We start from the raw sequence: 26,760 nt of genomic DNA, 5'->3' as shown, positions 1-26,760 counted from the left end.
TACGATTTAACTTATAATAATTTGCTAAATCTCACCATTACTTAACTTCTGCATTAATTTTAGATCCAGATGACTGATAAACATAAGACTACAACTTCGCGACTCCTCAATTTTTTCAGCCGACTGCCGATCCCAATCGCGCGTTTTATCGCGCGTATTTTGGCAGGACTGGTCAATTTATTACATATCACAAAAACATCTGAAACCATTCGTCTAAATATTGAAATTTGCTTTCCAGATCTTGATAAACCTAAACGCGAGAAAATTACAGAACAGGCGATTCGTAATGAACTCCAATCTTATATGGAGTTCTTTACGGTTTGGGGGAGTTCCAATCAAAAAAATATCGATCGTATTCATCATGTTGAAGGTGAACACTATTTTCATGAGGCCATTGCTGAAAAAAAAGGGCTGGTATTGATCGTGCCGCATTTCGGTACATGGGAAATTATGAATGCATGGTTTGCCCAATATACCCAAATGACCATTATGTATGAACCGATTAAGGATGAAAGTGCAGATCGTTTTGTTCGTGCAGCGCGAAGTCGTGAAAATGCCACATTGGTTCCAACAGATGAGTCTGGGGTACGACAAATATTTAGGGCGTTAAAACAAGGTGGTACAACCGTGATTTTGCCTGACCATTCACCTCACCAAGGTGGAGAACTGATTAAATATTTTGGGATTCCACTCTCTTCGAGTAATTTAAGTGCCAAACTGATCCAAAAGACCAAATCCAAAGCACTTTTCTTATATGCGATCAGAAATGACAATCAGGGTTTTGATATGGTGGTTCAGCCGATTGATGAAAAGATCTATCAGGTGGATTCCAATCAAGGTACGCATATCATTTACACTGCACTGGAAAAATTAATCTGCCAATATCCAGAACACTATCACTGGAGTTATAAACGCTTTAAAGCTCATCCAAAACTTAAACAAATTTATAATGTACCCAATAAAGAAGCGATGGAAATGGTCACTTCAGTCCGCAATGATGCGATTACGGAAAGTGAGCCACTTTAAAGTTTGGCGATAACCCGTCACCTCCATCTGCCCTTGCGGATTTAGCTTAAATTGAATAGAACCTTGTTCAATCGTGGTTTTGACTGGAATGTTCAACACGTCTAACCGTTTCAATACAATCGGATGTGGATGGCCATAACGGTTGGCATATCCAGCCGATACAATCGCAAGTTTAGGTTGTAACTGCTTTAAAAAGGCATAAGAAGAACTATTTTTACTGCCATGATGACCCAGTACTAAGACATCGACCTTTAAATCGGGATATTGTGTTAACAGATTAAATTCGGTTTCCCAACCAGCATCCCCCATCAATAAAAAGTTTTGATATGACTTTGACTGAGGGACTTGGATATAGATCACACAAGACAATTCATTTCGATCATAGGCAGCTTTACTTAGGCTATTTTTAGTAGGCGCCAAGACGGAAATTCGAACATCTTCATATTGCCAATATTGTCCTTGATGGCAATAGTCAAAGTCATGCAGGTTAAAACGTGCATCTGTTTCATTTGAATAGACTTTGTTCATTTTGATCACTTTCTCTATTTCTGCAAATGCACCACTATGGTCTTGATCTAAATGCGTCAAAACCACCTGATCCAATTGGGCAATCCCTTGTCGCATCAGATATGGAATGATGACATTTTTGCCGATACTAAATCTTGCTTCATCAAATGAACCGCCTGTATCAATCAGCATTTTATGTTGGGGTAGGTTTAAAAAAATGGCCTGCCCTTGCCCAACATCTATGATATCCAGTTGAAATATTGCAGAACTTTTATGCGAGATCACTAAGGGGATTAAACAGACTATTGCCCAAAATTTTGGCAGCACACCTTTGGGCAAAAATAAAATAAACACAGCCAAAGCAATACAAACAATTTCTAGAGAAGTAAACGCCCACCAATTCAATTTAAAATTGAGCAGCTGATCTAATCTTTCCAGTAGGTACAGCAACATAGACAATAAAAGATCAGAAATCGTGAAAAGCCATAATCCCAAAGGTTCAAACAGCATACTTATACATGCGGCCAAAACTTCAATGGGAACAATCAGTGCACCGATCATTGGAATTGCAAGCAAATTGCTCAAGGGTGTAATCCACGAAAATTGTTGAAAAATCCACAGCACCACTGGCAGTAATGCAATAAATATTTTCCATTGTGAATCAATCAATACCCGTATAAATAGCTTAGTCTTGGTCTTCCATGTCTCTACAGTTGGGAGAGCATGTTGTTGAACCGTTTGATAGACGCGAATCAAAATAAAACATGAACCAAAGGACAGCCAGAAAGCAGAAGATAAGATACTAAAAGGATCAAGCAGCAATAAAATACTGGCCGTCAATAATAAATGTTTAAGTGGCTGGATTTTTTGCTTGAATAAAATAATAACGCTTAGAATTGAGACTGTTAGCATGGTTCTTAATGCCGGTATTTCAAAACCAACAAAAGCACTATAAAACACCACACAGGCTAAAAATGGATAAACCAATAAATAAGGTTGTGGAATATTCAAAAAAATCTGTGGATAAACTTTTTTAATGATTGAATTAAATAGAAAGCAAAACAATGTTGCAAAAATTAATACGTGCGGCCCAGAGATTGCAAGTAAATGGGAAATACCCATGGTCTTAAACAGGTCTTGAGTTTCATTTGCCAAGAGACTTTCATCCCCTGTCAATAATGCGAGGACTAAACCCTTATTTTTTAATGAAGAATCGGCAATTAAATCGCGAAACTTTAAACGTAAGTTCTCGATACTAAGTTGAATTCTATATCGCACGCTATTTTGTTGCTCAACAAAGCTGCTATAGCCCAATTGCTTCACTTGATTTTCATCGATATGTTCAACCGAGTGGGGTTTGAATACAGCCAGAATATTTTCTTGTAGAAACCATTTTTCTTTATCAAACACCCCAGCTACAGCATAACCATGAATCGGTTTGATGTGCCCTGTAACCCGATAATATTGTCCCAGCTGGATCATTTCAGACTGTGAGCCATCCAGATACATCAACATTTGTCTGACTTTGTTGGGTTCGAGTAGCAATACTTTTTGTTGGATACGCTGTTGAGCTTTTGACAATTGAGTATTGGAGGATAAGTCTGTTTGCTTAATGCTATTTATGTTAGAAATATAAATAATTTTTTCAATTTGATGAGGTGGTGTATCACGTAAACTTAATCTTTTTTCGAGTGCAGAATCTGCATAATAAAAACCAAGGAGACCACTTGATATCCCCACTACACTGAGAGAAACCAACTTAAATACAACAGAATTGATCAAGCTATAGTTTAAGCATCGACATACACATAACACTAGGCTTAATGCTAAGCTGATCCACATCAAGAGATTTAAATAAGCGGGTGAATAATATCCCATAAACGAGATACCCAATATCCATCCGATTAAAGCAATGTACATATACATAGTTTTCTATTTATTGTTTTCAGTGTTTATTTATTGATTAAGCCCAATCGGATTGGGCTTAAGTTTAAAAATTATACATCAATTCAGCATGATATCATCAAAATAAATGCTGACTTAACCATCGATCCAGATACCATCTTGCATGTGTAGGATTCTATCAGCTGATTTTGCCAGTTGCTCATCATGCGTCACAATCAACATAGCCATATTAAATTCCTCACGCAAATCACGCAGTAATTCAAAAATAGATTTTGCTGTTTTGCGATCCAAATTCCCTGTCGGCTCATCGGCTAACATCAACTTCGGTTGTGTGACCAAGGCACGTGCTAAAGCCACACGTTGACGTTCACCCCCCGATAGCTCACCAGGTTGATGCGTTAAACGATGTGATAATCCAACCCGTTCAAGCAAATATTCAGCACGTTCTTTAACCTTTTTATATTCGGCATCTTTTCTTAACATCAACGGCATCGCGACATTTTCAAGCGCAGTAAATTCAGGCAATAAATGATGAAACTGATAAACAAAACCTAAATGTTCATTGCGTAAAAAGCCGCGTTCAGCTTCACCTAAGTTATCAAAACGTTTGCCATTTAAATTGACAAGACCTTGGGTCGGACGATCAAGTCCGCCCAAAATATGTAAGAGTGTGCTTTTACCTGAACCACTTGAACCCACGATAGAGACAAACTCACCTTGCCCGACTTGCAAAGATAAACCTGTAATCACGTCTACATGCGATTTACCATCCGTAAACGATTTATAGATATTTTGTGCCTCTAAAACCAATGGACTTTGTGTAGCACTATTCATAACGAAGCGCCTCCGCAGGTTGAATTTTAGCTGCTCGCAATGCAGGATAAATGGTTGCAATAAAACTTAGCCCCAAGGACAAGCTGACAATCACCACTACATCTTGCCATCTTAAATAAGAAGGTAAGTAGTTGATAAAATAAGCATCGAATAAATGTAATCCAAATGCAGTATTCAACCAGCCAATAAAGTTACTGATTCCTAATGCAGAGATAATCCCCAAAATTGCACCAGCAACCGTTCCAACCACACCAATCACAGTCCCTTGCACCATAAAAATGCGGGTAATTGTTGCTGGTGACGCACCTAATGTTCTTAGAATCGCGATGTCTGATTTTTTATCCGTTACAACCATGACCAATGAAGACACAATATTAAATGCAGCAACAAGCACGATGAGGAATAACAATAGACTGACCATTGCCTTTTCCATTTGGATTGCGCTGAATAAATTACCATGCGTATAGGTCCAATCTGAGGCATAGAAACCGCTCGGTAACTCACGAACAATTTCATTGGCAACCTGTGGCGCTTGGAAAATATCATCCAGTTTCATACGCACACCTTGCGCACCGTCAGGTAGACGTAATAGTGTAGATGCATCATTGAGTGCGATGTAACCTAAACTCGAATCAACTTCTGCACCTATACTAAAAATACCGACGATTTTAAAACGTTTAAAACGTGGTACAACACCTGCTGGCGAAGGGGTTGCTTCAGGTAAAACCAAGGTAACATTGTCATTTAGACCAAGGCCTAACGCATCAGTCATTTGTTTGCCTAGAACAATGCCATATTCACCTTTTTTTAGTTGATCTATGCTACCTTCCACCATATGATTTTGGATAATTGAAACCTTCTTTTCATATTGAGGTTCAATACCGGTCACCATGATCCCAGCGACTTGTCCTTGTGCGGTAAGCATACCTTGTAGTTGTGTAAATGGAGCAACACCAGTTACATGCTTATGTTGTTCAATTTTCTTTGCAAGCACAGGCCAGTCTGTTAGAATTTGTGTTGAAGAAACAGTGGCTTGAGGTATCATACCTAAAACACGGTTCTTTAACTCTCGGTCAAAACCATTCATAACAGATAAAACTGTAATCAGTACAGCAACCCCTAAGGTTAGACCGATCATGGAAACCAAAGCGATAAAAGAAATAAAGTGATTACTACGCCGTGCGCGAGTGTATCTCAACCCTATATACAGCGAGATTGGTTTAAACATACCATTCTAGTCCGAGGTGTTTTATGGAAGCGTTACAGCATCAAAATGAAGCAAATGAACGTCGTGTCATGTCACGAATCGATGCTGCGTTAAGGATCAACTATCAAATCATTTCTGAAGAAGTTGCGCTGAACGATCCATATGATGCTAATTTTGTATTACCGCGCTATTTTCTACTACTTGCAGAATTAGATCAATTTGATCATGCACTTCACTACGAATTAGAACAATTAAATGAAAAAGATCAACAAATTGCTCGAATCTTATCCTTATTCAACCAAAAGTTAAACCTTATTACAGGTTCTCTTTACGATTCTATTGTACAAACCATGTTACCAACGCCACAAAAAGTCAATTTTTCTGAAAGTGGCTTCAGTTTTACCAGTCAACAATACATGAAACAAGGTAGCTTTATTCATGTCACCCTGAGTCATCCTGAAAATTTCTTCCATATCGCAGCAACGGCACAAATTGCGTACTCAGAACCTGCTGATAATGAGCAATATCGTGTAGGTGCTTACTTCATTACCTTACATCCACAAGATAAAGTCAAACTGGCTGAATGTATTCAACAAAACATCACCCTACAGAATAATTGATATTACACATATGGACTCTACTTTATTCGCTTTTGCCTTGATTGCCTTAGGTATGGCACTCACCCCTGGCCCAAATATGATTTACCTGATCTCAAGGTCCTTGTGTCAGGGCAAAACTGCGGGAATGGTTTCATTGGGCGGCACAGCGCTCGGTTTTATATTTTATATGCTATGTGCTGCTTTTGGGATCACCGCTTTATTAATGACGATTCCAATTGCATACGATGTTTTAAAAATTGCTGGTGCGCTCTACTTGATTTATCTTGGTTGGAAAGCAATTCGCTCTCCTCACTCACCTTTTGAGATCGCCAGTCAACAGTCTTATTCTAATTCAAAACTATTTTTGATGGGCTTTTTGACCAATCTACTCAATCCTAAAATTGCGATGATGTATTTAGCTTTGTTGCCACAATTTATCAAACCACACCAAGGCGATGTTTTAGTGCAAACGCTGAGTTTGGGTTTTGTGCAAATTGTGATTAGTCTACTCGTCAACATGCTGTTTATTTTTACTGCCAGTTCATTTACCCAATTTTTAAATCGTCATGCACTTTGGTTAAAAGTACAAAAATGGTTTATGGGTACGGTATTTTTTGGCTTAGCAACACAAATCATGCTGAGCTCAAAAAGATAACACCAAGCAATCTAATATAAATTTAAACGTTTTCAATAAGATGTAGCCGAACCAGCTATATAGTAATACGCATCAACGTATATCCAATGATATCCATCTTAGCCACACCCATAAAAAACGACTCAAAGTGGAGTATTTACTTTGAGTCAAATGCACTAATTTAAAAAGTTTCTTTTTGATAAGCAATTATTCTGCCAACTTATGAATTCGCTTGGCATAACTTGAATGGGCGGAATGATCAAGCTTAGTCAAAATACCATTATCCCCCAAGATACGACGGGCACCTGTTTGCGCCCATTGCGGCAATAAAGCATAAGCACTATGTACTGATTGTAAGTAATCAGGTACCGCAATAAATAACCGTGGCTTAATTAAAGCACTCACAACTGCATCGGCAACCTGTTGTGGTGTCACCGCTGGAATCGTTTTTGCCGCATTTTCAGTTCCAGCGGTGAGCTCTGTCAGCACTTTACTGGGTAAAATTGCCGTGAACTGAATAGCAGAATCACGAAACTCACCTGCAACTGCTTCGGTGAGACCAATCACAGCAAATTTAGTCCCTGAATAAACCGCAGAACCCGGCAAGGCAAAACGCCCTGCAAGTGAGGCGATATTGACAATATGACCTTGTTTATATTTAAGCAATTCAGGAAGTGCCAATTGCATACCAATGATGACACCACGAAAGTTAATATCAATTTGTGCATCTGCTAAAGCGGGATCTTCATCCAGAAAAGCCCCCATCGGCATAATCCCAGCATTATTCACTAAAGCATAAAGACTGCCATAATGTTGAATGGTATTTTGAATAAATTGGGCAAATGATTCACGATCACGCACATCCACTTTAAAAGCTTTGGCACCAATACGTTGTGCTTCTTTTTCAGCAAGTGCTAAATCGAGATCACCAATACTGACTTTTGCACCTTGTGCAATTAAAGCTTCCGCGGTAGCTAAACCAATACCACGTGCGGCACCAGTAATCGCAATCACTTTGTCTTTTAATTTTTGTTTTTTAAACATTGCGTTATCCTTTATTTAAAATCTTGGTAAATTTCATATCCATCCTCTTTATTTAGGTTTGAATATGATGAAAGTTAAAATCTCTTTCTCATACAACATCTTCTTGCTTTAAGCTTGTGCTTGGTTCAGGTTGATGATCAATCAGATACTCGGCTAAATTAAAATGTTTCATCTTTTCTCGGAGTTTATAGGTTGACCATGGCCAAACTGTACTGTTACGTCCATTGCGATCAATAAAATAGCTTTGACATCCACCTTTATTCCATACTGTGGTTTGCAAAGCTGCTTGGACTTTTTCATTAAAAACTTTGGTGATTTTGGGATTTGGTTCAATGGTTTTGATACCCAATTGAATTGCCTGTTTCAAAGCATCGATAATGTAATCAAGTTGAGCTTCAATGATAATAAATGCTGAGGAACTCAGAGCGACATTTGGACCAAACATCAGAAAGCCGTTTGGACAATTTTCTATCATTGTCCCCATATAGCCCTCAGGACTCCCCTGCCAAACATCTGACATCCGTTGTCCAAAACGGTTATAGACACGATTGGCAATCGGTGGTTCTGCTATTTCAAACCCTGTACCCAGAATAATCACATCCGCTTCACAATGTTCACCATTACTTGCAATTAAAGTATTCCCTTTAATTTCAGATAAACCACTGGCAATCACCTCCACATTGTCTTGTGCTAAAGCAGGATACCAATTGTTGGATTGTAAAATACGTTTACAACCAATAATAAAATTGGGGGTTAATTTTTCTCGTAGGCGCGGATTTTTAATATGGTAATTTAAATGCCATTTGGCTAATTTTTGGAATTGCTTCATTGCCGCAGGACTTTGAATTCCACCGTTTATCGTTTCAAAAATTCCATAGACTGAGCCTCGCATCAGCTGTTGAGTCAGTGGTAACAGCTTAAACATGGCACGAACAGGTGCAAGTAATGGCATGTCAGACTTTGGCAAAATCCATTGTGCAGTACGTTGAAAGATCGTCAGTTGTTTAACTTGAGGTTGAATCTGCGGAACAAACTGGATGGCAGAAGCACCTGTGCCAATCACCGCAACTCGTTGAGCTGTTAAGTCCAAATCATGCCGCCATTGTGAAGAATGGAAAATTTCTCCTTTAAAGCTTTCAATACCTTTAACATCAGGCAATACAGGTTCATGCATAGGGCCACAAGCAAGAATTGCAAATTGAGAGCGCAACTCGCCCTGTTCGGTTTGGATAATCCAGCAATGTTCCACATCGGACCACTGTGCTTGTAAAACTTCACGATTCAAATGCACATGTGGCATGACCTTGTACTTATCGACCACATCAAATAAATATTGTTTAATTTCTTTTTGCTGTGCAAAGACCCGTGACCATGCAGGGTTTTGTTCAAAAGAGTATGAATAGAGCGCCGATGGTACATCACAGGCACAACCTGGATAGGTATTTTCACGCCAGACCCCGCCCATTTCAGCAGCCTTTTCCAGCAATATAAAATCTTCAATCCCTGTTTGTTTTAATTTGATTGCGGCACCAAGACCAGCAAAACCACCACCCACGATAATCACTTTATAAAAGTTTTTATCTTTGGTACTTTTTTTCATTTGTTCCATGTTGAAAATCGCTTAGAATATAAACAATAGGAATACAATGTCAAAAACGGAATGACTTGTCAATTTCCATTGTTTAACAATTTTGAATATTTATTTGGTATTCTTTGCCTATGAATGAACCAACTTTAACTCGTGCAGAGCGTCAACGTATCCAATTACAAGCTGATATTTTAGAAGCTGCGTTTTTAGAATTTTCTGAGCGTGGATACCATCAAACAGCGATTTCAGATATAGCCAAACGCTTAGGCATTGGTCATGGTACTTTTTATCGCCACTTTGAAAATAAACGCGATATCTTGCAGCATGTTATTTCTGATACCATGCAAAAAATCATGGCATTGCTTACCGGTGAAAATGCACCTCAAGCAGTGAATAATATTGAAGAGTACCGTGAACAATGTCAGCGAATTTCTGAACGCTTCCGTCTTTTTGCACAAGAGAATCCTCTAACTCTAAAATTATTATTACTTGAAGCAACCTCAATAGATGCTGAAATGACCCGATTTATTCAAAACTTGATGCAAATGGCGGGTATTTTTACTGCCAACTATTTAAAGCATGGGGTAGATTCTGGCTTTTTTCGTGAGAATTTAGATTGTGAAAATACTGGGCATAATATCATTGGGATGATTACCAATGGGGCTTTACGCTTTTTAGCCAACCCTGAAGATCTGAAAGGTTTAAAAAATTATGGCGATTCGATTATTGAATTAATCATTGGCGGAGTTGCTAAGCCATCAGCCTGATTTATAGCAATCAACAGAATATAAATTAAACTGTTTTCTTTATCTCATTCAATCCTACTGGTTATGGTTATCTTGTGAAGACATGAATGTCACCCTTGGACGGAGATATAGCCTCAACAGAGTTTTTTACTTTTCATCCTAAGATTGAAATAGTGCTTAAATTTACTCAAAAACTGTCCATAACATAGATTATGGGCAGTTTTTAATGAGATAAAATATTAGACTTCTTTCATAAGTCCTTTTTAAAACCATAAATCAATATAAAATCCCCCTCATCCTAGCCTTCTCCCAGAGGGAGAAGGAACTTTCAATACCAATATGATTCACTCCACATGATCATTTTTCGATTTATGAAAGATCTTTATTGAAGATAAGTTTGCATTTTTAAATGCTATTTTTTATAACGAATACAATTACGCCCATCTTTTTTTGCCAGATATAAATATTCATCGGCAGCTTTAAACACCTTATGGATGTCGGTAGAAATTTCAGGCCAATGCGCTATTCCTATCGACACGGTAATCGCAGGTATTTCTCCGATTGGCGTTACTTCTAATGCCTGCCGAATCCGTTCTGCAATATTAATGGTTAAATTTTGGCTATCGATAGGACTTAGAATCACAAATTCTTCCCCACCAATCCGACAACAAACATCAATACTTCTCACACAATCTTTAATATTTTGTGCAGTCTTGGTCAGGACTAAGTCGCCTTTTTCATGTCCATATTGATCATTAATTTTTTTAAAATAATCGATATCCACAGCAATAATTGCAAATGGTGCGTCATTTTTCATTAAGCGTTCAATATGTAACTCCATCCCTCTACGGTTATAAAATCCTGTTAATGGGTCTGTATTTACATAATGATTGAGCGTAGATATTTTTTTCTTAAAATTTGAAGAGCTCTGTAACAGTGAACGTTTAAAATTTCTTACCTCATAATATAAGGCATCTACATTTTTAATTTGAGTTGCGGTCTCAGGATTATTGAGATGGCTCGCCATGGTTGCTAAGCGGTTTAATGGTGCTGAGATATAATATGATATCTTCCAAATAATCAAAAAGATTAAAATATAAAAACCAAGCATATAAGCAATAATTTTATAAATCAGATATGGAACTTTTTCTAAAAGCTTATGGGTTGGTTGTTGCGAAACAATGATCCAGTTGGTATGACTTACTCGGGCAAAACCCGCTAAATTATCTACCCCTTTACTATTAATCAGTCTTATTTTTCCAATCATATGAGTGGACATATAGTTAAGGCCGGTATTGTCTGTTGCAAGGGTACCGATTCGACTCGCATCAGGATGGAAAATAATTTTTCTATTGCTATCCAATACATACATATAGCTGTCTTTATAGTTAAAGCTCAGTGTTAATAATTCGTTAATGATATTTTTTTCTTTTAAATAAATTGCCCCACCAATAAAGCCCAGATACTTTTTGTTTTTATCAAAAATAGGCTGTGAAATAAAAACAATTAAATTGTTTTTGATTGAGTAATATGGGCTTGTGATCACCGTGTTTTGCGTTTCAATGGATTGTTTAAAGCCAAGTGTTGTATTCACCACATTTTTATTAATGGCAATTTTTGACGGTGAATAATTCAGTACATGCCCGTATTTATCTGAAATAATCACACTGTCAAAGTAATTCGATTGAAATTTAAGCCGGTCTACTTCTGACTGTTTAAATTGCTCGTCATTAAATGAGTCCCCCAGCAAAGTGGCACTATAATTTAACTGCTTTAATACAGTCTGAATTTGAGAATCCGTTTTTTGGGCAATCTTAGTGGCATATTCCATATTTACTGAAAGAGAAGTATCTAATAGTTCTTTTTTTTGAATAGAATAATTCACGAAAAGTGAAGCAATAAATAGAATGGCGATGCTGAATATTGCTAAAAAAAGAATAAGTTTTCTCAGATTTAACTTTAAACAAAATATGAGTTTTTTCAGTTTCATGAGGTCATTTGCAAAACAGCATTTGATTGAATTTTATTCTTTTTTACTTAGTATTACTACAATATTTTTACCATTGTTTAATTTATTTTCATGATTTTTAAATGGTTTCCCTTCACATAATTTTTAAGAAAATTTCTTGAAGATAATCATCTGGCTTTGGTCAATGGTGTTTTAGCGACTTTAACTCAGTATATAAACCATGCGAAAATGAGCAAATGACGAATATATTGCCTCATAAAAATAAACTGAATAAGCTGTAAATTAAACCAGAAAAATACCTGTATTATTTTATTTCCCCATGGCTATATGCCTTTACTATAGGCACTACAGATATCATGAGGCTAACTAAGAATTGCTTGAAGTTTCACATCATTTTAGTGTATTTCGAAAGTCATATGTTCTATTGAGTGAAATGCTTAAAATGATTTAAATCACACCATTATCTTTGTTTATTTTAACTGCTCTACCCTAGAAAAATTTAGGGAAAAATAAATAGAAAAGACACATGAATAAGAATTATTTTGCTCAATGGATGTATGCGCCTTTCAACAGAGTATTTTGATCATCGTTACCTTCTAAAAATGATACTCTCGCCAACCTCATCTGACAGTTATCCATTTTATCGTATATCTGTCAGATTAAAGCTATATTTGGCTTTTAAGGATCACAAACCATCTTTGCTCTGTTTACATCCGATCACCATAATACTCGTAATAATATCACCTGGACCCGTCAGTGCTGTGATATTACAAAGGTATTGAGCATGCTCTTGTACGGCATTTTGATAGTACCCTGTTGGACGATATTGATTTTCATAAATAGCGCCTACAACCCCTTGTCCGCCGGTTTGGCCAACGACACGCTGACCTGCATACTCAGTCCCCGTTTGTACAAATTGCTGTACGACACGTTGTGAAACAATCGAATTTTCCCACATTGCAGAGCCGCCTAATTTACTCGCTGGGACGCGATAAGTTGGTGAGCCAAAGATTCCGATTGCTTTATTTACATGTTGCCCAACCAATTTATCAGCAGCCTGTTGTACAGGATTAGGTGTTGAAACACAGCCTGTGAGTAACAAGCCGAAAGTAAATACAGTCCAAATAGCTGCGGCTCTATGTTTACCCCCTCTATTCTGGTGTTGTCGGCTATTGCTTGTACTGGTAGTCAATTGTTGTTTACTGATCATAAGAAAGTTTCCTTTTGCTTACGCTGGTGATTTATCTACACTAAAACCAATAAATTTGTTTTATAAAACACTTCGATGCTTTAGACATCATGAGCAATCATAAATTATGGATCAAGATAATACTCAGCCCGCACATTGCCTTGTTCCAATTCATAAGCGCGTTCAGCCACACGTTCAAGCGACTCTCGGTCACAATCCAATGCGGTCAAGTTTTTACCCGAAGGTTTAACTGCATTTTCATCATCAAATGCAGCTTGATCACATTGATCATCTTTAAAATTTTGCAAAGATCGCCACTCTGCTTGAGCATCAGTTAATCTGCTTTGTTGATATGCTGAGAGCTTAGGTGCTAGTTTTTTTACCGCCTGATTTAATCTTTCATTCTGACCTAAATGCTCTGCACTGATACACAGTTGCTTGTTCCCTGTGGTTTTTGCTGTATTTATACAGCTTTGGTAGGTTTTTGAGTATTGCAATGTCGGTGCAGCTGATAACAAAGTCGCAAAGCTACATAAGCTAGCAATGCTCAAAATATAGATGTATTTTGAGTATATTTTATCCATATTCTTAACTACTTTCTAAAAAGGTTTATTGCAAAAGTGTCTATAATTTATTCACATACTAGCTATACTTTATAGTTTAATTCATGTGAAATTAAAACTATAAAAAGGCAAATACTTTACAAAATTTAAGCCATTTTATTCAGACTATATTTAGGTTTATCCATACAATTCGACCTTGCTAAAATTAAGCCTATGAATTTTTATTACATTGCATGCTGAACGAGAACAAAGTTTTTCTTTGCTTAAAGCACAAGCAGTAGCGTAAGGTTAGAATGTGTTTCTATAGTCAACCTGTTAGAAAAACTCAGACGCATAAATATAATTTCTATTAATTAATTATTTCCTATTAAATCAATTGCATGGAAAAATAAATTATTTGATTGTAAGAAGACTTACAATGCCACACCTTACTTTCAAAGTTTAAATACCCTTGCGTAGGCGATGCCTCACTTTTCTTAGGAATGCCAAACCTTGCGCTGCAAACAAAGCTGTGCTTTGTTTTTGCTCATGTTTGGCAAGGGGTACGTCCTGTACCCCCGCCCAACGGCAACATCCCTGTCGCCCCACGGTAGAATAACCATCTAAGATTCAAAATTACAAAAAAAATGAATTGATAACCAACAGTTTCTAAAAGTTCACACAAAAACATAATCCTCTTTTATCAACAAAGGTTTTATAGAAATAATGTGTATGAACAATGAGGTGGTTTGACTACTCTATCTAATTAACAGCACAAATCTATATGCAAAATAAGGCAGTACAAAGTTGATGCTAAGATGAACTCAGATCGTTGAGATGTTATTACTACGCAATACAGGACGCTACATAAGATAATTATTATTCAATAGATTGTGTAAATTCGCTGTTTAAATAGACCGTTAAAATACATTTTAAACAGATAAAAAAATGACCTTAGCGAAGATACGCTAAGGTCACGTTTACAACAAATAAATTAGCCCGGGAAAATACCGCGTTCCATACGTGCTTTTAAGATACGCTCACAACCTAAAATAAAGGCAGCCGTTCTTAAACTACATACTTTGTCATTTGAGGTCTGCCATACGTCATTAATCGCTTGAACCATTAATTTATCGAGTCTTTGGTTGATTTCTTCTTCCGACCAGAAGTAGCTCGACATATCTTGAACCCATTCAAAATAACTGACCGTTACACCACCCGCATTACAAATCACATCAGGTACAACCGTGATACCACGTTGGATTAAGATATCATCTGCTTCTGGATAAGTTGGACCGTTTGCACCTTCAAGTACCAATTTCGCTGTTAATTTCTGTGCGCGTTCAACCGTGATTTGACCTTCCAATGCGGCAGGAATCAAGATATCCATTTCAACATCCCAGAAATCCTCATCGCTAATCGCTTGAGCACCCGCAAAGCCACCCACACCTTGATTGCTTTCTAGATAGGTTTTTAAAGCAGCTAAATCAATACCTTGAGGGTTGTAAATCGTCCCTGTATGGTCTTGAATCGTTACAATAATAGATTTTGAATCAGCAAATAGATATGCAGCTTCACTACCAACGTTACCAAAACCTTGGACAGCAACTCGTGCACCCTCTAAAGGAAGTTTAATTTTTGCAGCAACTTGTTGACCAGTAATAAATACACCACGGCCTGTTGCTTTAATACGCCCTAAAGAACCACCTAAATGAATTGGCTTACCTGTAACAACACCTGTTACGGTATGGCCTTGACCCGAAGAATATGTATCCATAATCCAGCCCATAACGTTGGGATTGGTACCAACATCCGGCGCTGGAATATCTTTTTGTGGGCCAATGATATGGCTAATTTCACTGGTATAACGACGAGTTAAGCGCTCTAACTCACGAGGAGAAAGCTGACGAGGATCAACACGAACACCACCTTTTGCACCTCCAAAAGGTAGATTTAAAACCGCAGTTTTAATGGTCATCCATGCAGAAAGTGCCATCACTTCATTGAGATCTACATCTGGATGGTAACGAATACCGCCCTTACCTGGACCACGCGATAAGTTATGTTGAACGCGATAGCCTTCGAAATGACGGATTGTGCCATCATCCATCACAATCGGCACATCGACAATCAAAGCACGTTTTGGTCGCTTTAACGTGTCGACATAATCTTTCAGATGTTCTAAATATGGTGTAACTCGCTCGATTTGTTCGAGGTAGGTAGACCATGGACCGTTATTTTGAGAGATATAAGATAAATTAGACATACTTTGCTTATCCTTTTGATGAAGTCACTTGAATCATCAATCAAATATGTAGTTAAAAATGATATAAGCGGCTAATTTGGCAGTTCTGTTGTCCAAATCAAACCGCGGATTACATTCAGCCACATCAAAAACTTTGATCTTGCCAGTTTTTTTAATGGCTTCTAATAATGGGTCAAAAATAGATAAATCGATTCCTTTCACCGCAGGTGCGCTGACACCCGGCGCAATGCTAGCGTTAAATACATCAAGGTCAACCGTAATATACAAATAGTCTACTTTTTTAATAAAATTATTTATTCTTAAGATTAAATTTTCAACATTTTGCAGTTTTAATTCATAATCGTAAATATAATTACAGTTTAAACGCTCTGCTGTTTCAAACAAAATTTTAGTATTTGAATGCTTGGCAACGCCGATACACATGTAGTTAAATTCTTGATGAAACTGTTCTGATAGTTTAGCTGCATTTAAAAAAGGTGTGCCTGAAGTGACCTGTTCAGCTTCACGTAAATCAAAGTGTGCATCGAAGTTAATAATGCCGATTTTCTTATTCAGATGATTATTTTGAATGTATTGAAATAAGCCAGAAAAACTGCCAAAGGCAACTTCATGCCCACCGCCTAACACAATCGGCTTCATATCGGAATTTAAACTACGTTCGACTTGATGCGCCAATTCTACCTGTGCTATTTCAAGTTCAGCATGATCACAAAGCACAGTGCCTAAATCGATAATGGTCACAGGTTGATGTACAGGTAAATTTGCCAATTGCGCACGAATCATATCTGGTGCATCAGCTGCACCTAAGCGTCCATGATTGCGTTTAACACCCTCATCTGAACTAAAGCCAATAAAAGCAAAAGATGCCTGATGACTGGTATTGATCACTTGATGGAGACGAAGATGAGCATCACCTTCTCCATCTTGTCGTCCTTGCCACTTAAATGAATGATTCATTATTAATATCACTCTATAAAAATTAATCTCAAGCTGAGATCAAGATTTCATTTCCATGTTGGATGATTCGTTTTGATAAATCACCGCCAAGCCAATACACAATCTCAGAAGGATGCTCAATATCCCAAGCAATAAAATCCGCCACTTTGCCCTGTTCTAATGTGCCATGCGAGTCTTGTAAGCCAAGTGCATAAGCGGCATGGGTTGTGACACCTGCGAGTGCTTGTTCTGGTGTTAAACGGAATAATGTACTGCCCATATTCAGCATTAAACGTAATGACAAGGCTGGTGATGTTCCTGGATTTAAATCACTAGATAATGCGATACGCACACCATGTTGCTGCAAACTGTCTAAAGGTGGGTACTTGGTTTCTCTTAGAAAATAGAATGCTCCCGGTAATAACACAGCAACTGTGCCTGAAGCTGCCATGGCTTTGGCATCAGCTTCGGTCATGTATTCCAAATGATCTGCGGATAAAGCATGGTAACGCGCAGCAAGCGTTGAACCACCGAGAGATGAAAGTTGTTCTGCATGTAATTTAACAGGTAGGTTTAATGCCTGAGCTGCTTTAAAAACACGTTCAACTTGCGCAGGTGAAAATGCCAAATGTTCACAGAAAGCATCGACAGCATCGACTAAGCCTTCTTGATGCAGTTTGGGTAACATCTCGGTACAGATATGTTCAATATAAGCATCACTTTGATCTTGATACTCAGGTGGCAAAGCATGCGCTGCCAAACACGTACTTTTTACGGTCATCGGTAAAGTTTGAGCGACTTGACGAATCACACGGAGCATTTTACGTTCATTGCTATAGTCCAGACCATATCCCGACTTGATTTCAATGGTGGTTACACCATCTTTAAGCATACAACGAATACGTTTGAGTGCCGAAGCAAGGAGCTGTTCCTCACTTGCTTCACGTGTTGCTCGTACAGTGCTTGCAATACCACCGCCACTCGCTGCGATTTCCGCATAACTGACACCTTGCAAACGTTTTTCAAACTCAACACTACGATTTCCACCAAATACACTATGCGTATGACAATCAATTAAACCGGGAGTCACCCATGCGCCATTGAGGTCAATGATCTCAGCATAGTCATCTACAGGAACATCTTTTTCTGCGCCAATCCAGTGAATATGTTGCGCTAAAGTAACGATTGCAGCAGATTCAATACTGGAATATTGCCCATCTTGCATAGTGGCAATATGACAATTTGTCCAAAGTTTTTTCATTGACATTTCCTCTTGCTGCCCATGCGTTGATCACGTTTGGGCAGCTTCAGTATCAGCTTTCCATTTCGACGTTTTGTTGAAGATCTGGTTTATCTTTTACTGAGTTTTGCTTGGGCTTCACCCATATCGTATAAGCAATCCAAAGTAGAACTAACCATGTTATACCGACATAAAGTGCAGGTCGTGAGTCTGGGAAATATCCCATCATGGCTAAAATAAACAGCATAAATACAATGGCAAATGCAGGTGCATAAGGCCAGCCAATCACGGGGAAATCTAATGCTTTAATTTCTGATTTAGACAATTTACGACGCATACCCACTTGAGAAAGTAAGATCATCAACCACACCCAAACTGTTGCAAATGTTGCAATTGAGGCGATGATAATAAATACATTTTCAGGGATCAGATAGTTAAGCACGACGCCGACAAGTAACACACCTGCCATCACTACAACAGTCATCCAAGGAACACCATTACGTGAAAGTTTCTGGAACACTTGAGGTGCTTGTTTATGCTTAGACATACCATACAGCATACGCCCTGCACCAAATACATCACTATTGATCGCGGAAATTGCAGCTGTAATGACCACAATATTTAAAACAGTTGCTGCAGATTTGATGCCTAAGTTTTCAAAAATTTGTACAAATGGACTGCCTTGGCTACCAATTTGATTCCATGGGAAAATCGACATCAATACAAAAATTGTCAGAATATAAAAAAGTAAGATACGTACAGGAACCGCATTAATTGCACGTGGAATCGACGTTTTCGGATCTTGTGACTCACCCGCTGTGATCCCAATGATTTCGATGCCACCGAATGCAAATACCACAACAGATAAACAGGCAACTAAACCCATAATCCCATTGGGCATAAAACCCTCATGAATCCATAAGTTTTGAATACCAGGTACAAAGCCGGTGTGATCTGCATTAAAGCCATAGATCATTAGACCAAAACCACCCAAAATCATGGCAACAATAGCGCTGACCTTGACGATGGATAGCCAGAACTCGACTTCACCAAAGACTTTAACGTGGATCAGGTTAATTGCACCTAAGAACATAATCAGCGATAAAATCCAGATCCATCGTGGCACATCGGGGTACCAAAACCCCATATAGATACCAAAAGCAGTCACGTCAGCCAAGGCGACAATGATCATTTCAAAGACGTAGGTCCAGCCTGTAGTAAAACCAGCTAAAGGGCCAAGATAATTCGAGGCATATTCACTAAAAGAACCTGATACGGGGTTATGAACAGCCATTTCCCCTAATGCTCGCATCACAATATAAATTGCAATCCCTGCAACCATATAAGCAATTAAAACAGACGGACCTGCCATTTTAATTGCCGTTGCTGATCCATAGAAAAGCCCCGTGCCAATCGCTGAACCCAATGCCAAAAAGCGGATATGACGGGTGTTTAACCCCCGCTGTAATGTGGAGTGTTGTGACATTATAATCTCCAATCCTTGAGGAAATTTAGTTAGATTCGGTCACTCCATGTGACCGTTTTATTGATCACACTTCAGACAAGCTCGGTAGTAGCTTCGCAATCAGCAGTTCGTTCAGACAACCACTTGCGAGCAATTCACTTGCTTGTTCGATATCTGGCGCGAAGAAACGATCTTCACTGTAATACGCCACTTGATCACGCAGAATTTTACGGGCACGTTCAAGTTTAGGAGAGCTTTTCAATCCTTCACGGAAATCAAGTCCCTGACATGCACCTAACCACTCAACTGCGAGAATGCCGCGAACGTTATCAGCCATATACCACAAGCGTTTTCCTGCATTAGGCGCCATGGAAACATGGTCTTCCTGATTTGCAGAGGTCGGTAAACTATCAACACTGGCAGGATGTGCAAGTGCTTTATTGTCACTGGCTAACGCAGCGGCTGTTACTTGAGCAATCATAAAGCCCGAATTCACCCCACCATTGGCAACCAAAAATGGAGGAAGCTGTGACATATGGCGATCCATCATCATCGAAACACGACGTTCAGACAGTGAGCCAATCTCAGCAATCGCTAAGGCCAAATTATCAGCAGCCATTGCTACGGGTTCAGCATGGAAGTTACCTGCTGAGATTACGTCACCTTCTGCTGCAAACACCAATGGGTTATCTGAAACTGCATTCGACTCAATCGCTAATACTTCTGCTGCTTGACGAATTTGCGTTAAACAAGCCCCCATTACTTGAGGTTGGCAACGCAGTGAATACGGGTCTTGAACCTTGCTACAATCTTCATGTGAATGTGCGATTTCACTTGATTCAGTCAATAAGTCACGATATGCAGCGGCAACATCAATTTGACCACGCTGACCACGAACTTCATGAACACGTGCATCAAATGGTGCACGTGAACCGAGCATAGCTTCAACGCTTAATCCACCACAAACGGTCGCAGCAGCAAATAAATCTTCTGCTTCAAATAGACCACGTAATGCGTATGCTGTTGAAACCTGTGTACCATTTAAAAGTGCCAAACCTTCTTTGGCCGCTAAAGTAATGGGTTCTAATCCTGCAATTTTAAGTGCTTCAACTGCTGGTAACCATTCCCCTTTATAACGTGCTTTACTTTCACCGAGTAAAACCAGAGACATATGTGCAAGGGGTGCTAAGTCACCTGAAGCGCCGACTGAACCTTTTAATGGAATATGCGGATAAACTTCTGCATTGATCAAGGCAAGGATTGCATCAATCACTTTAGGACGGATACCAGAAAAACCACGTGCCAAACTATTGGCCTTTAACAACATAATTAAGCGAACCATCGCATCATCTAAAGGTACGCCCACACCAGCGGCATGAGAAAGTACCAATGAGCGTTGTAACTGTTCTAAGTCTTCAGGGGCAATTTTAGATGAAGCGAGTAAGCCAAAGCCAGTATTGATACCGTACGCTGTACGTCCTTCATTCACAATTTTTTCGACACATGCAACACTTGCATTGATGCCAGCATAAGCACTGTCATCCAGTTTAACTTTGATTGGATTTAAATACGCTTGGCGAAGATCTGCGAGTGTGAGCTTGCCTGGTTGAATTAAGAGTTCCATTTTGACGTCCTGTTTTGCGCTATATTGTTCTCTTACGATGCTGTTTACACAATTGCAAAAAGCATCGTAATGTCCTTGTCTTTTATTTGATGATCATCGGCAAGTTCAAACCTTGCGCTTTGGCACATTCAACAGCGATATCATAACCAGCATCTGCATGACGCATTACGCCTGTTGCTGGGTCATTGGTCAACACACGAGCAATACGTGCTGCTGCTTCATCTGTACCATCACAAACAATCACGACACCTGAGTGTTGAGAGAAGCCCATTCCTACACCACCACCGTGATGTAATGAAACCCAAGTCGCACCACCTGCTGTATTAAGTAAAGCATTCAGCAATGGCCAATCAGATACAGCATCAGAACCATCTTGCATTGCTTCAGTTTCACGGTTTGGACTGGAAACTGAACCTGAGTCTAAATGATCACGACCTATGACGATTGGCGCTGAAAGCTCACCACTACGTACCATTTCGTTAAATGCCAGACCTAATTTTGCACGCAAGCCTAAACCAACCCAGCAAATACGTGCTGGTAAGCCTTGGAAGCTAATCCGTTCTCTTGCCATGTCTAACCAACGATGTAAATGTTCATCGTCTGGAATCAATTCTTTAACTTTTGCATCTGTTTTATAGATATCTTCTGGATCACCTGAAAGTGCAACCCAACGGAATGGTCCAATACCACGACAGAATAATGGACGGATATAGGCAGGTACAAAACCGGGGAAATCAAATGCGTTTTCTACGCCTTCTTCCTGCGCCATTTGACGGATATTATTGCCATAGTCAAAGGTTGGAACACCCATTTTTTGGAAATCCAACATCGCTTGTACATGCTTTGCCATAGATTGTTTTGCAGCTTTTACCACTGCTTCTGGCTCAGTTTTGGCACGTTGACGATATTCTTCCCATGTCCAACCAATTGGTAAATAGCCATTGAGTGGATCATGTGCACTGGTTTGATCCGTCACCATGTCCGGATGAACACCACGGCGAACCAATTCAGGTAAAATCTCAGCTGCATTGCCATGTAACGCAATCGAAATCACCTTGCCTTCTTTGGTATAACGGTCAATACGCGCCAAAGCATCATCTAAATCTGTAGCTTGTTCATCGACATAACGTGTACGTAAACGGAAATCAATACTGGCTTGCTGGCATTCAATATTAAGCGAGCAAGCGCCTGCCAATGTCGCGGCTAAAGGCTGAGCCCCTCCCATTCCACCTAAACCAGCAGTCAACACCCAACGACCTGTTAAGTCACCGTTGTAGTGCTGGCGACCAGCTTCAACAAAAGTTTCATAAGTGCCTTGTACAATGCCTTGGCTGCCGATATAGATCCAAGAACCTGCGGTCATTTGACCATACATTGCCAAGCCTTTAGCATCTAGCTCGTTGAAATGTTGCCAATTTGCCCAATGTGGAACTAAGTTTGAATTGGCAATAAGAACACGTGGTGCATCTTTATGTGTTTTGAACACACCAACGGGTTTACCTGATTGAACCAATAGAGTTTCGTCATTTTCTAAAGTTTTAAGTGTTTCAACAATCTTGTCATAACATTCCCAATTACGTGCAGCACGACCAATACCACCGTAAACAACAAGCTCTTTTGGATTCTCTGCGACATCAGGATCAAGATTATTCATCAACATACGCAGTGGAGCTTCAGTCAACCAACTTTTTGCATTGAGCTTAGTACCACGAGGTGCGCGAATTTCTACATCACGAAATTTTGTTGTCGTTGTTGTCACAATAGGACTCCTTCCTTTGAGTTTAAACCAGCAAATTAAACTGCATTCACTGTATAGCAATGTACTAACTTGTATATACATCTATATACTACACAAATCTTTAATATTGAAAAGATGCTTTTTAAATTATTTTTAAAAAAATTTATAAACATATAAAATAAATAGATTTATTTTTCATAAAAACAAAAAAACGCAAACAACTTCAGCTTGTATGCGTTTAAGTAAAATCAATAAAATTTAGATTTTTGTGAGTTGTATGAGACAAGTTTGCTTTAAAAATTGCTGATTTAATGTGATAGCTTGCAATGATTTTTCATTTTCAAGTTTAAGACTGTCCTGATGTTCCAAATGAAAAACTTGTTGACCAATTTCGATAACTAACACCTCAACACTCTGATTAAAAATAAACATCACGTCAGACGATATGGGTATTTCTAAGGCTTCTGGAGAGAAAATCCACTGATACTGTGCATCAAACTTTTTTGGATTATAAATCAAATTAAAATCGCGAATGTGCCCTGCCAACAATTCACAACTGACCACACTGTCTCCACCAAACTCGACGGACTGCAATGTTTTTAAATGCTTAAAATCATCATCTATACGCAGTGAAAGACCTTGACCTTCCAATACCGTCAAAAAGCGATTCATCCCATTAAACTTGGAAAAATCACCCGATGTTTTCACATCGGCCATCGAAATCCGCCAATCAAACTCAGCTAAGCTTTCACCGACACTACGGGCGATTTCAAGCGTATAGCCTTCCCCATTTTTCCATCGCATTTTTTTGTAATGGCTGGCTTTTAAAAGCTCAATCATTGGGTAAATTTACCTTCCAAATAATAGCGACTGCCAGGATAAATCAGTCTTGCACTGGAGATCAGTTGTTTATTGGACCATGTTCTACGACGGATCAATAAACAAGGCTCTGTTTTATTGATTTTTAGCCATTTACATTCTTGTGCTGAAGCAAGAATCGCAGTAACCACATGCTCACCTTCAGTAACAGGTGCTTTTGACATTAAATAAGCATTAGGCGTGATAGTTTTAAAATCTTGTGCCAAATAATCTGGAATCAGTACGGGATCAACTAAACGATCTTCGATCTGCACAGGCACATCATTTTCATAATGCACAATGATCGAGTGAAATAGTCGTTGTCCTTCTCGAATTTGCATTAATCGGCTTTGTTCTTCATTGGCTTGAATTTGTTCAAGTACCAATACTTCAGCATGATGTTTATGATTTCTCGCAATAATTTCTTCTGCAATATTATTCACATGAAATAATGCTGTACGACCTTGCCCTTCAGCGACAAAAGAGCCAACACCTTGTATACGCACCAATAAACCTTCACTGGTCAGTTCGCGCAATGCCCGATTGACCGTCATACGACTACAACCCAGTAAATTCACCAACTCACTTTCTGAAGGAATTTTTTTATTTACAGTCCATGTTCCTTCATAAATTTTTTGTGAAATCATTTGCTTCACGCGCAAATACAAAGGAACAGGACTATCTTCTTCTAGAGATAAGTCTAGATCATTGTGCTTTGACGCTCTTGACATTGGCTAAAACTCATACAAAATATTCTAACTCATTGTATCTTGAGTCGATGTTATTTGTATATACAAGCCTATACAAATAATCATGATAAAAATATCCATTACTCATCAATGGCATTCCAACTTATATCAATTTACTCATTTTGCTTTTGCATCATTTAATCATAGATGGTGTAGCGGTCAGCCAACGAATATTAATCGGCTTTGTTTGCAGCACAAGGTTTGACTTCATCTACGCAAAAGAATTTAAACTTTAAATGTAAAGTGTGGCTGTGTAAGTTTTATTCTCACCAGCTAGGTTTTTAAATCCCTTTTGCTAAGTTTTTACTCAGATTGTAAATCCGCTCCCTTATGAAGTTTCGACACAGGTTGTTCAAATCCTCCCCAACCCTCCTTTTCCAAAGGAGGGGGTTTTCCCTTACTCAAATTAGAAAGTCTTTCTTAAACTCAACCAGTACTGGTGATTATCGCGGTCTTGCAACTGCTCTGGCGTATTTCCAATTGGAAAAGCAACTTCCGCATTGGCTTGAATATTCCACGCACTCGTCCAGTTCAAACCTAAACCTGCACTACTGATTTGAACTTGATTATCGCCTGTCACACCTGCCCAACGCTTAGCATTTAACGTGACTTCTGCCGTATCGATAAATACTTTCGCTGTTAGCTGATGCTTTGCATCGGCAAATAAACTTTGTCTCAGTTCTGCCGTGGCCAAATAACCTGTAGAGCCTGCAAATTGACTCGATTCATAACCACGAACATTAAATGGACCACCACCTAGATATTGCTCTGCACTGTCTAGATTATAAGGACTGTATTGTCCATAAATCCCCAAATAGCCTTGTGTGCCCTTATTGCTTAGGTTTTGTAAGCGTGACAGATTCAATGTAGCACTATAGTAGTCTCCAGCTGTCTTCGCTGTTTGCGCATCTAAAGCAGCGGCATCATCATTTTTAAATTTCACGCGACCATAACTGGTTGAGGCACCATATTGGGTTAAGCCTCCACCCAAGAATTGATCAAACTGCGAGCCATCCAGTCGGGCAGTCACCACGTCAATATTTCGATGTTTGTAATATTGATTGAGCTGAATATCATCTTTCAGTTGTTTATGATCGTATTGTAAGCTGAGAAGGACTTCTGCATTATTGGTCAGTAAGGCAGGTTGGCTAATGAATACGCTACTTTGTGCAGCACTCCCTTCTGCGCCAATGTTTTTTAGCTCTTTTCCAAGTTCATAATCTAGATAAGAATAACTTGCGCCTGCCCGAGTACCCATTCCTGTAAAGGTAAAGGCATAACCCACGCGCCCGTAGTTCATGCGTTTGCCTGCAGTCATTACATCTAAACTCAGTTCATCGCCTAAGCCTGCAAGGTTGTTGGCAGAAATTCCAGCGGTTCCACGCACTTGACTGGTATAACGATTACCAAAGTTATCTGCGCCAATATAACCATTCAACATGGCTGCATTTTGTACTTCAACATTGAGTTGGCTACTTCCGACTGTTGCACCAGGGGTCAAAACATTTCGGGTATTGACTCCATTTAAACGATTGAGCAGTTTGAGTTGTTGTTGCATCTGGTCACTGTTGATCCGCTCACCTTGTTTAAGTGGTGCAACGGTTTGTTCAATTAGCCAGTTTTGCGTTCGACTTTGATTATCAATCTGGGTTTGATCATAATACGCTTCGAGTACATTGATACGTACTACACCCTGACTTAGATTCTGCTGAGGCAGATAAGCCCGACTATAGGCATAGCCCTGTTGCTGGTAGTAAGTGGTAATCTTTTGGGCTACTTGCCAAAGTTGCTGAAGACTCAATTGTTTACCTTCGGCATCCGCCACTAAGTGATGCAATTGCGCTGTGCTAAAACGACTATTTCCAGTGATTTCAATTTTGTGTACAGAGATTTGGATATCAGGTGAATTAGGTACGTTATTGCTTGCTGAACTTTCTACCTGAACAGCAGCCTGTGGTTCAAGGTTTTGTCCTTGTTGCTGTTGTTGTAGCAGTTGACCCGCATTAGGTGCTGGCGCTGCATAGTTACTGCTGGTCAAAAGCATCAGACAAGCAGCCACAGATGTTGCCAATATATTGTGTTGTTGTTTCATCA

The 26,760-nt window shown here is 39.0% G+C and carries 21 protein-coding genes; 4 read left to right on the top strand and 17 right to left on the bottom strand.

The genetic code is table 11. The features are described 5' to 3' along the window. The first annotated feature begins 69 nt into the window (after positions 1-69). A complete protein-coding gene (locus ACZ5QH_RS07540; protein ID WP_303576499.1) occupies positions 70-1,026 on the top strand; it encodes a lysophospholipid acyltransferase family protein in 957 nt (318 codons plus the stop codon). On the opposite strand, the gene ACZ5QH_RS07535 is transcribed toward ACZ5QH_RS07540, so the two are convergent. The 3 genes from ACZ5QH_RS07535 to ACZ5QH_RS07525 all read right to left on the bottom strand — a co-directional run bounded on the left by ACZ5QH_RS07535 (position 985) and on the right by ACZ5QH_RS07525 (position 5,500). Next, positions 985-3,453: a DNA internalization-related competence protein ComEC/Rec2 gene (locus ACZ5QH_RS07535; protein ID WP_303576498.1), complete on the bottom strand. Its 2,469-nt coding sequence runs from the start codon at positions 3,451-3,453 to the stop codon at positions 985-987. The genes ACZ5QH_RS07540 and ACZ5QH_RS07535 overlap by 42 nt on opposite strands. A gap of 120 nt (positions 3,454-3,573) precedes the next feature. Then, complete coding sequence (gene lolD / locus ACZ5QH_RS07530; RefSeq protein ID WP_004820258.1) at positions 3,574-4,272, bottom strand: lipoprotein-releasing ABC transporter ATP-binding protein LolD; 699 nt, start codon at positions 4,270-4,272, stop codon at positions 3,574-3,576. Continuing rightward, on the bottom strand, positions 4,265-5,500 hold the full coding sequence (locus ACZ5QH_RS07525; protein WP_004721775.1) for a lipoprotein-releasing ABC transporter permease subunit: 1,236 nt from the start codon (positions 5,498-5,500) through the stop codon (positions 4,265-4,267). The genes lolD and ACZ5QH_RS07525 overlap by 8 nt, the downstream gene beginning before the upstream one ends. A gap of 23 nt (positions 5,501-5,523) precedes the next feature. Between ACZ5QH_RS07525 and ACZ5QH_RS07520 the strand changes: the two genes are divergently transcribed. Then, complete coding sequence (locus ACZ5QH_RS07520) at positions 5,524-6,099, top strand: PilZ domain-containing protein (protein ID WP_004820257.1); 576 nt, start codon at positions 5,524-5,526, stop codon at positions 6,097-6,099. A gap of 10 nt (positions 6,100-6,109) precedes the next feature. Next, on the top strand, positions 6,110-6,733 hold the full coding sequence (locus tag ACZ5QH_RS07515) for a LysE family translocator (protein ID WP_303576497.1): 624 nt from the start codon (positions 6,110-6,112) through the stop codon (positions 6,731-6,733). A gap of 186 nt (positions 6,734-6,919) precedes the next feature. On the opposite strand, the gene ACZ5QH_RS07510 is transcribed toward ACZ5QH_RS07515, so the two are convergent. Beyond that, positions 6,920-7,756 carry an SDR family oxidoreductase gene (locus ACZ5QH_RS07510; protein WP_303576496.1) on the bottom strand — a complete coding sequence of 279 codons (837 nt, stop codon included), beginning with the start codon at positions 7,754-7,756 and terminating at the stop codon, positions 6,920-6,922. Between the two features lie 88 nt (positions 7,757-7,844). Next, positions 7,845-9,365, bottom strand: a complete 1,521-nt coding sequence (locus ACZ5QH_RS07505; protein ID WP_303576495.1) for a flavin-containing monooxygenase — start codon at positions 9,363-9,365, stop codon at positions 7,845-7,847. Between the two features lie 110 nt (positions 9,366-9,475). On the opposite strand from ACZ5QH_RS07505, the gene ACZ5QH_RS07500 reads away from it, so the two are divergent. After that, positions 9,476-10,111, top strand: a complete 636-nt coding sequence (locus ACZ5QH_RS07500; RefSeq protein WP_004820248.1) for a TetR/AcrR family transcriptional regulator — start codon at positions 9,476-9,478, stop codon at positions 10,109-10,111. Between the two features lie 391 nt (positions 10,112-10,502). On the opposite strand, the gene ACZ5QH_RS07495 is transcribed toward ACZ5QH_RS07500, so the two are convergent. The 12 genes from ACZ5QH_RS07495 to ACZ5QH_RS07440 all read right to left on the bottom strand — a co-directional run bounded on the left by ACZ5QH_RS07495 (position 10,503) and on the right by ACZ5QH_RS07440 (position 26,758). Next, positions 10,503-12,080, bottom strand: coding sequence for a sensor domain-containing diguanylate cyclase (locus ACZ5QH_RS07495; protein ID WP_034617569.1), 1,578 nt, complete (start codon positions 12,078-12,080; stop codon positions 10,503-10,505). Positions 12,081-12,744: 664 nt separating this feature from the next. Then, a complete protein-coding gene (locus ACZ5QH_RS07490) occupies positions 12,745-13,269 on the bottom strand; it encodes a hypothetical protein (RefSeq protein WP_096733653.1) in 525 nt (174 codons plus the stop codon). Between the two features lie 104 nt (positions 13,270-13,373). After that, positions 13,374-13,832, bottom strand: a complete 459-nt coding sequence (locus tag ACZ5QH_RS07485) for a lysozyme inhibitor LprI family protein (protein ID WP_034617563.1) — start codon at positions 13,830-13,832, stop codon at positions 13,374-13,376. Between the two features lie 952 nt (positions 13,833-14,784). Continuing rightward, positions 14,785-16,056, bottom strand: a complete 1,272-nt coding sequence (locus ACZ5QH_RS07480; protein WP_004721791.1) for a Glu/Leu/Phe/Val family dehydrogenase — start codon at positions 16,054-16,056, stop codon at positions 14,785-14,787. Positions 16,057-16,092: 36 nt separating this feature from the next. Further along, the gene (hutG, locus tag ACZ5QH_RS07475) at positions 16,093-17,013 is read right to left on the bottom strand and encodes a formimidoylglutamase (RefSeq protein WP_303576494.1); all 921 of its coding nucleotides are present in this window, start codon (positions 17,011-17,013) and stop codon (positions 16,093-16,095) included. A 28-nt stretch (positions 17,014-17,041) separates the two neighbouring features. After that, complete coding sequence (hutI, locus tag ACZ5QH_RS07470; RefSeq protein ID WP_004820235.1) at positions 17,042-18,253, bottom strand: imidazolonepropionase; 1,212 nt, start codon at positions 18,251-18,253, stop codon at positions 17,042-17,044. A gap of 52 nt (positions 18,254-18,305) precedes the next feature. Further along, on the bottom strand, positions 18,306-19,718 hold the full coding sequence (locus tag ACZ5QH_RS07465) for an amino acid permease (protein WP_239046046.1): 1,413 nt from the start codon (positions 19,716-19,718) through the stop codon (positions 18,306-18,308). Positions 19,719-19,782: 64 nt separating this feature from the next. Further along, a complete protein-coding gene (gene hutH, locus ACZ5QH_RS07460; protein WP_056515934.1) occupies positions 19,783-21,321 on the bottom strand; it encodes a histidine ammonia-lyase in 1,539 nt (512 codons plus the stop codon). Positions 21,322-21,403: 82 nt separating this feature from the next. After that, a complete protein-coding gene (gene hutU, locus ACZ5QH_RS07455; protein WP_303576493.1) occupies positions 21,404-23,080 on the bottom strand; it encodes a urocanate hydratase in 1,677 nt (558 codons plus the stop codon). Positions 23,081-23,317: 237 nt separating this feature from the next. After that, positions 23,318-23,899, bottom strand: coding sequence for a HutD/Ves family protein (locus tag ACZ5QH_RS07450; protein WP_034617552.1), 582 nt, complete (start codon positions 23,897-23,899; stop codon positions 23,318-23,320). Continuing rightward, on the bottom strand, positions 23,896-24,648 hold the full coding sequence (hutC, locus tag ACZ5QH_RS07445; protein ID WP_004721807.1) for a histidine utilization repressor: 753 nt from the start codon (positions 24,646-24,648) through the stop codon (positions 23,896-23,898). The genes ACZ5QH_RS07450 and hutC overlap by 4 nt, the downstream gene beginning before the upstream one ends. 424 nt (positions 24,649-25,072) lie before the next feature. After that, positions 25,073-26,758: a ShlB/FhaC/HecB family hemolysin secretion/activation protein gene (locus ACZ5QH_RS07440; RefSeq protein ID WP_303576492.1), complete on the bottom strand. Its 1,686-nt coding sequence runs from the start codon at positions 26,756-26,758 to the stop codon at positions 25,073-25,075. Positions 26,759-26,760: the final 2 nt, after the last annotated feature.

The organism is Acinetobacter sp. Ac8, assembly GCF_055392545.1.
This window is presented reverse-complemented; position numbering and strand designations above follow the sequence as displayed.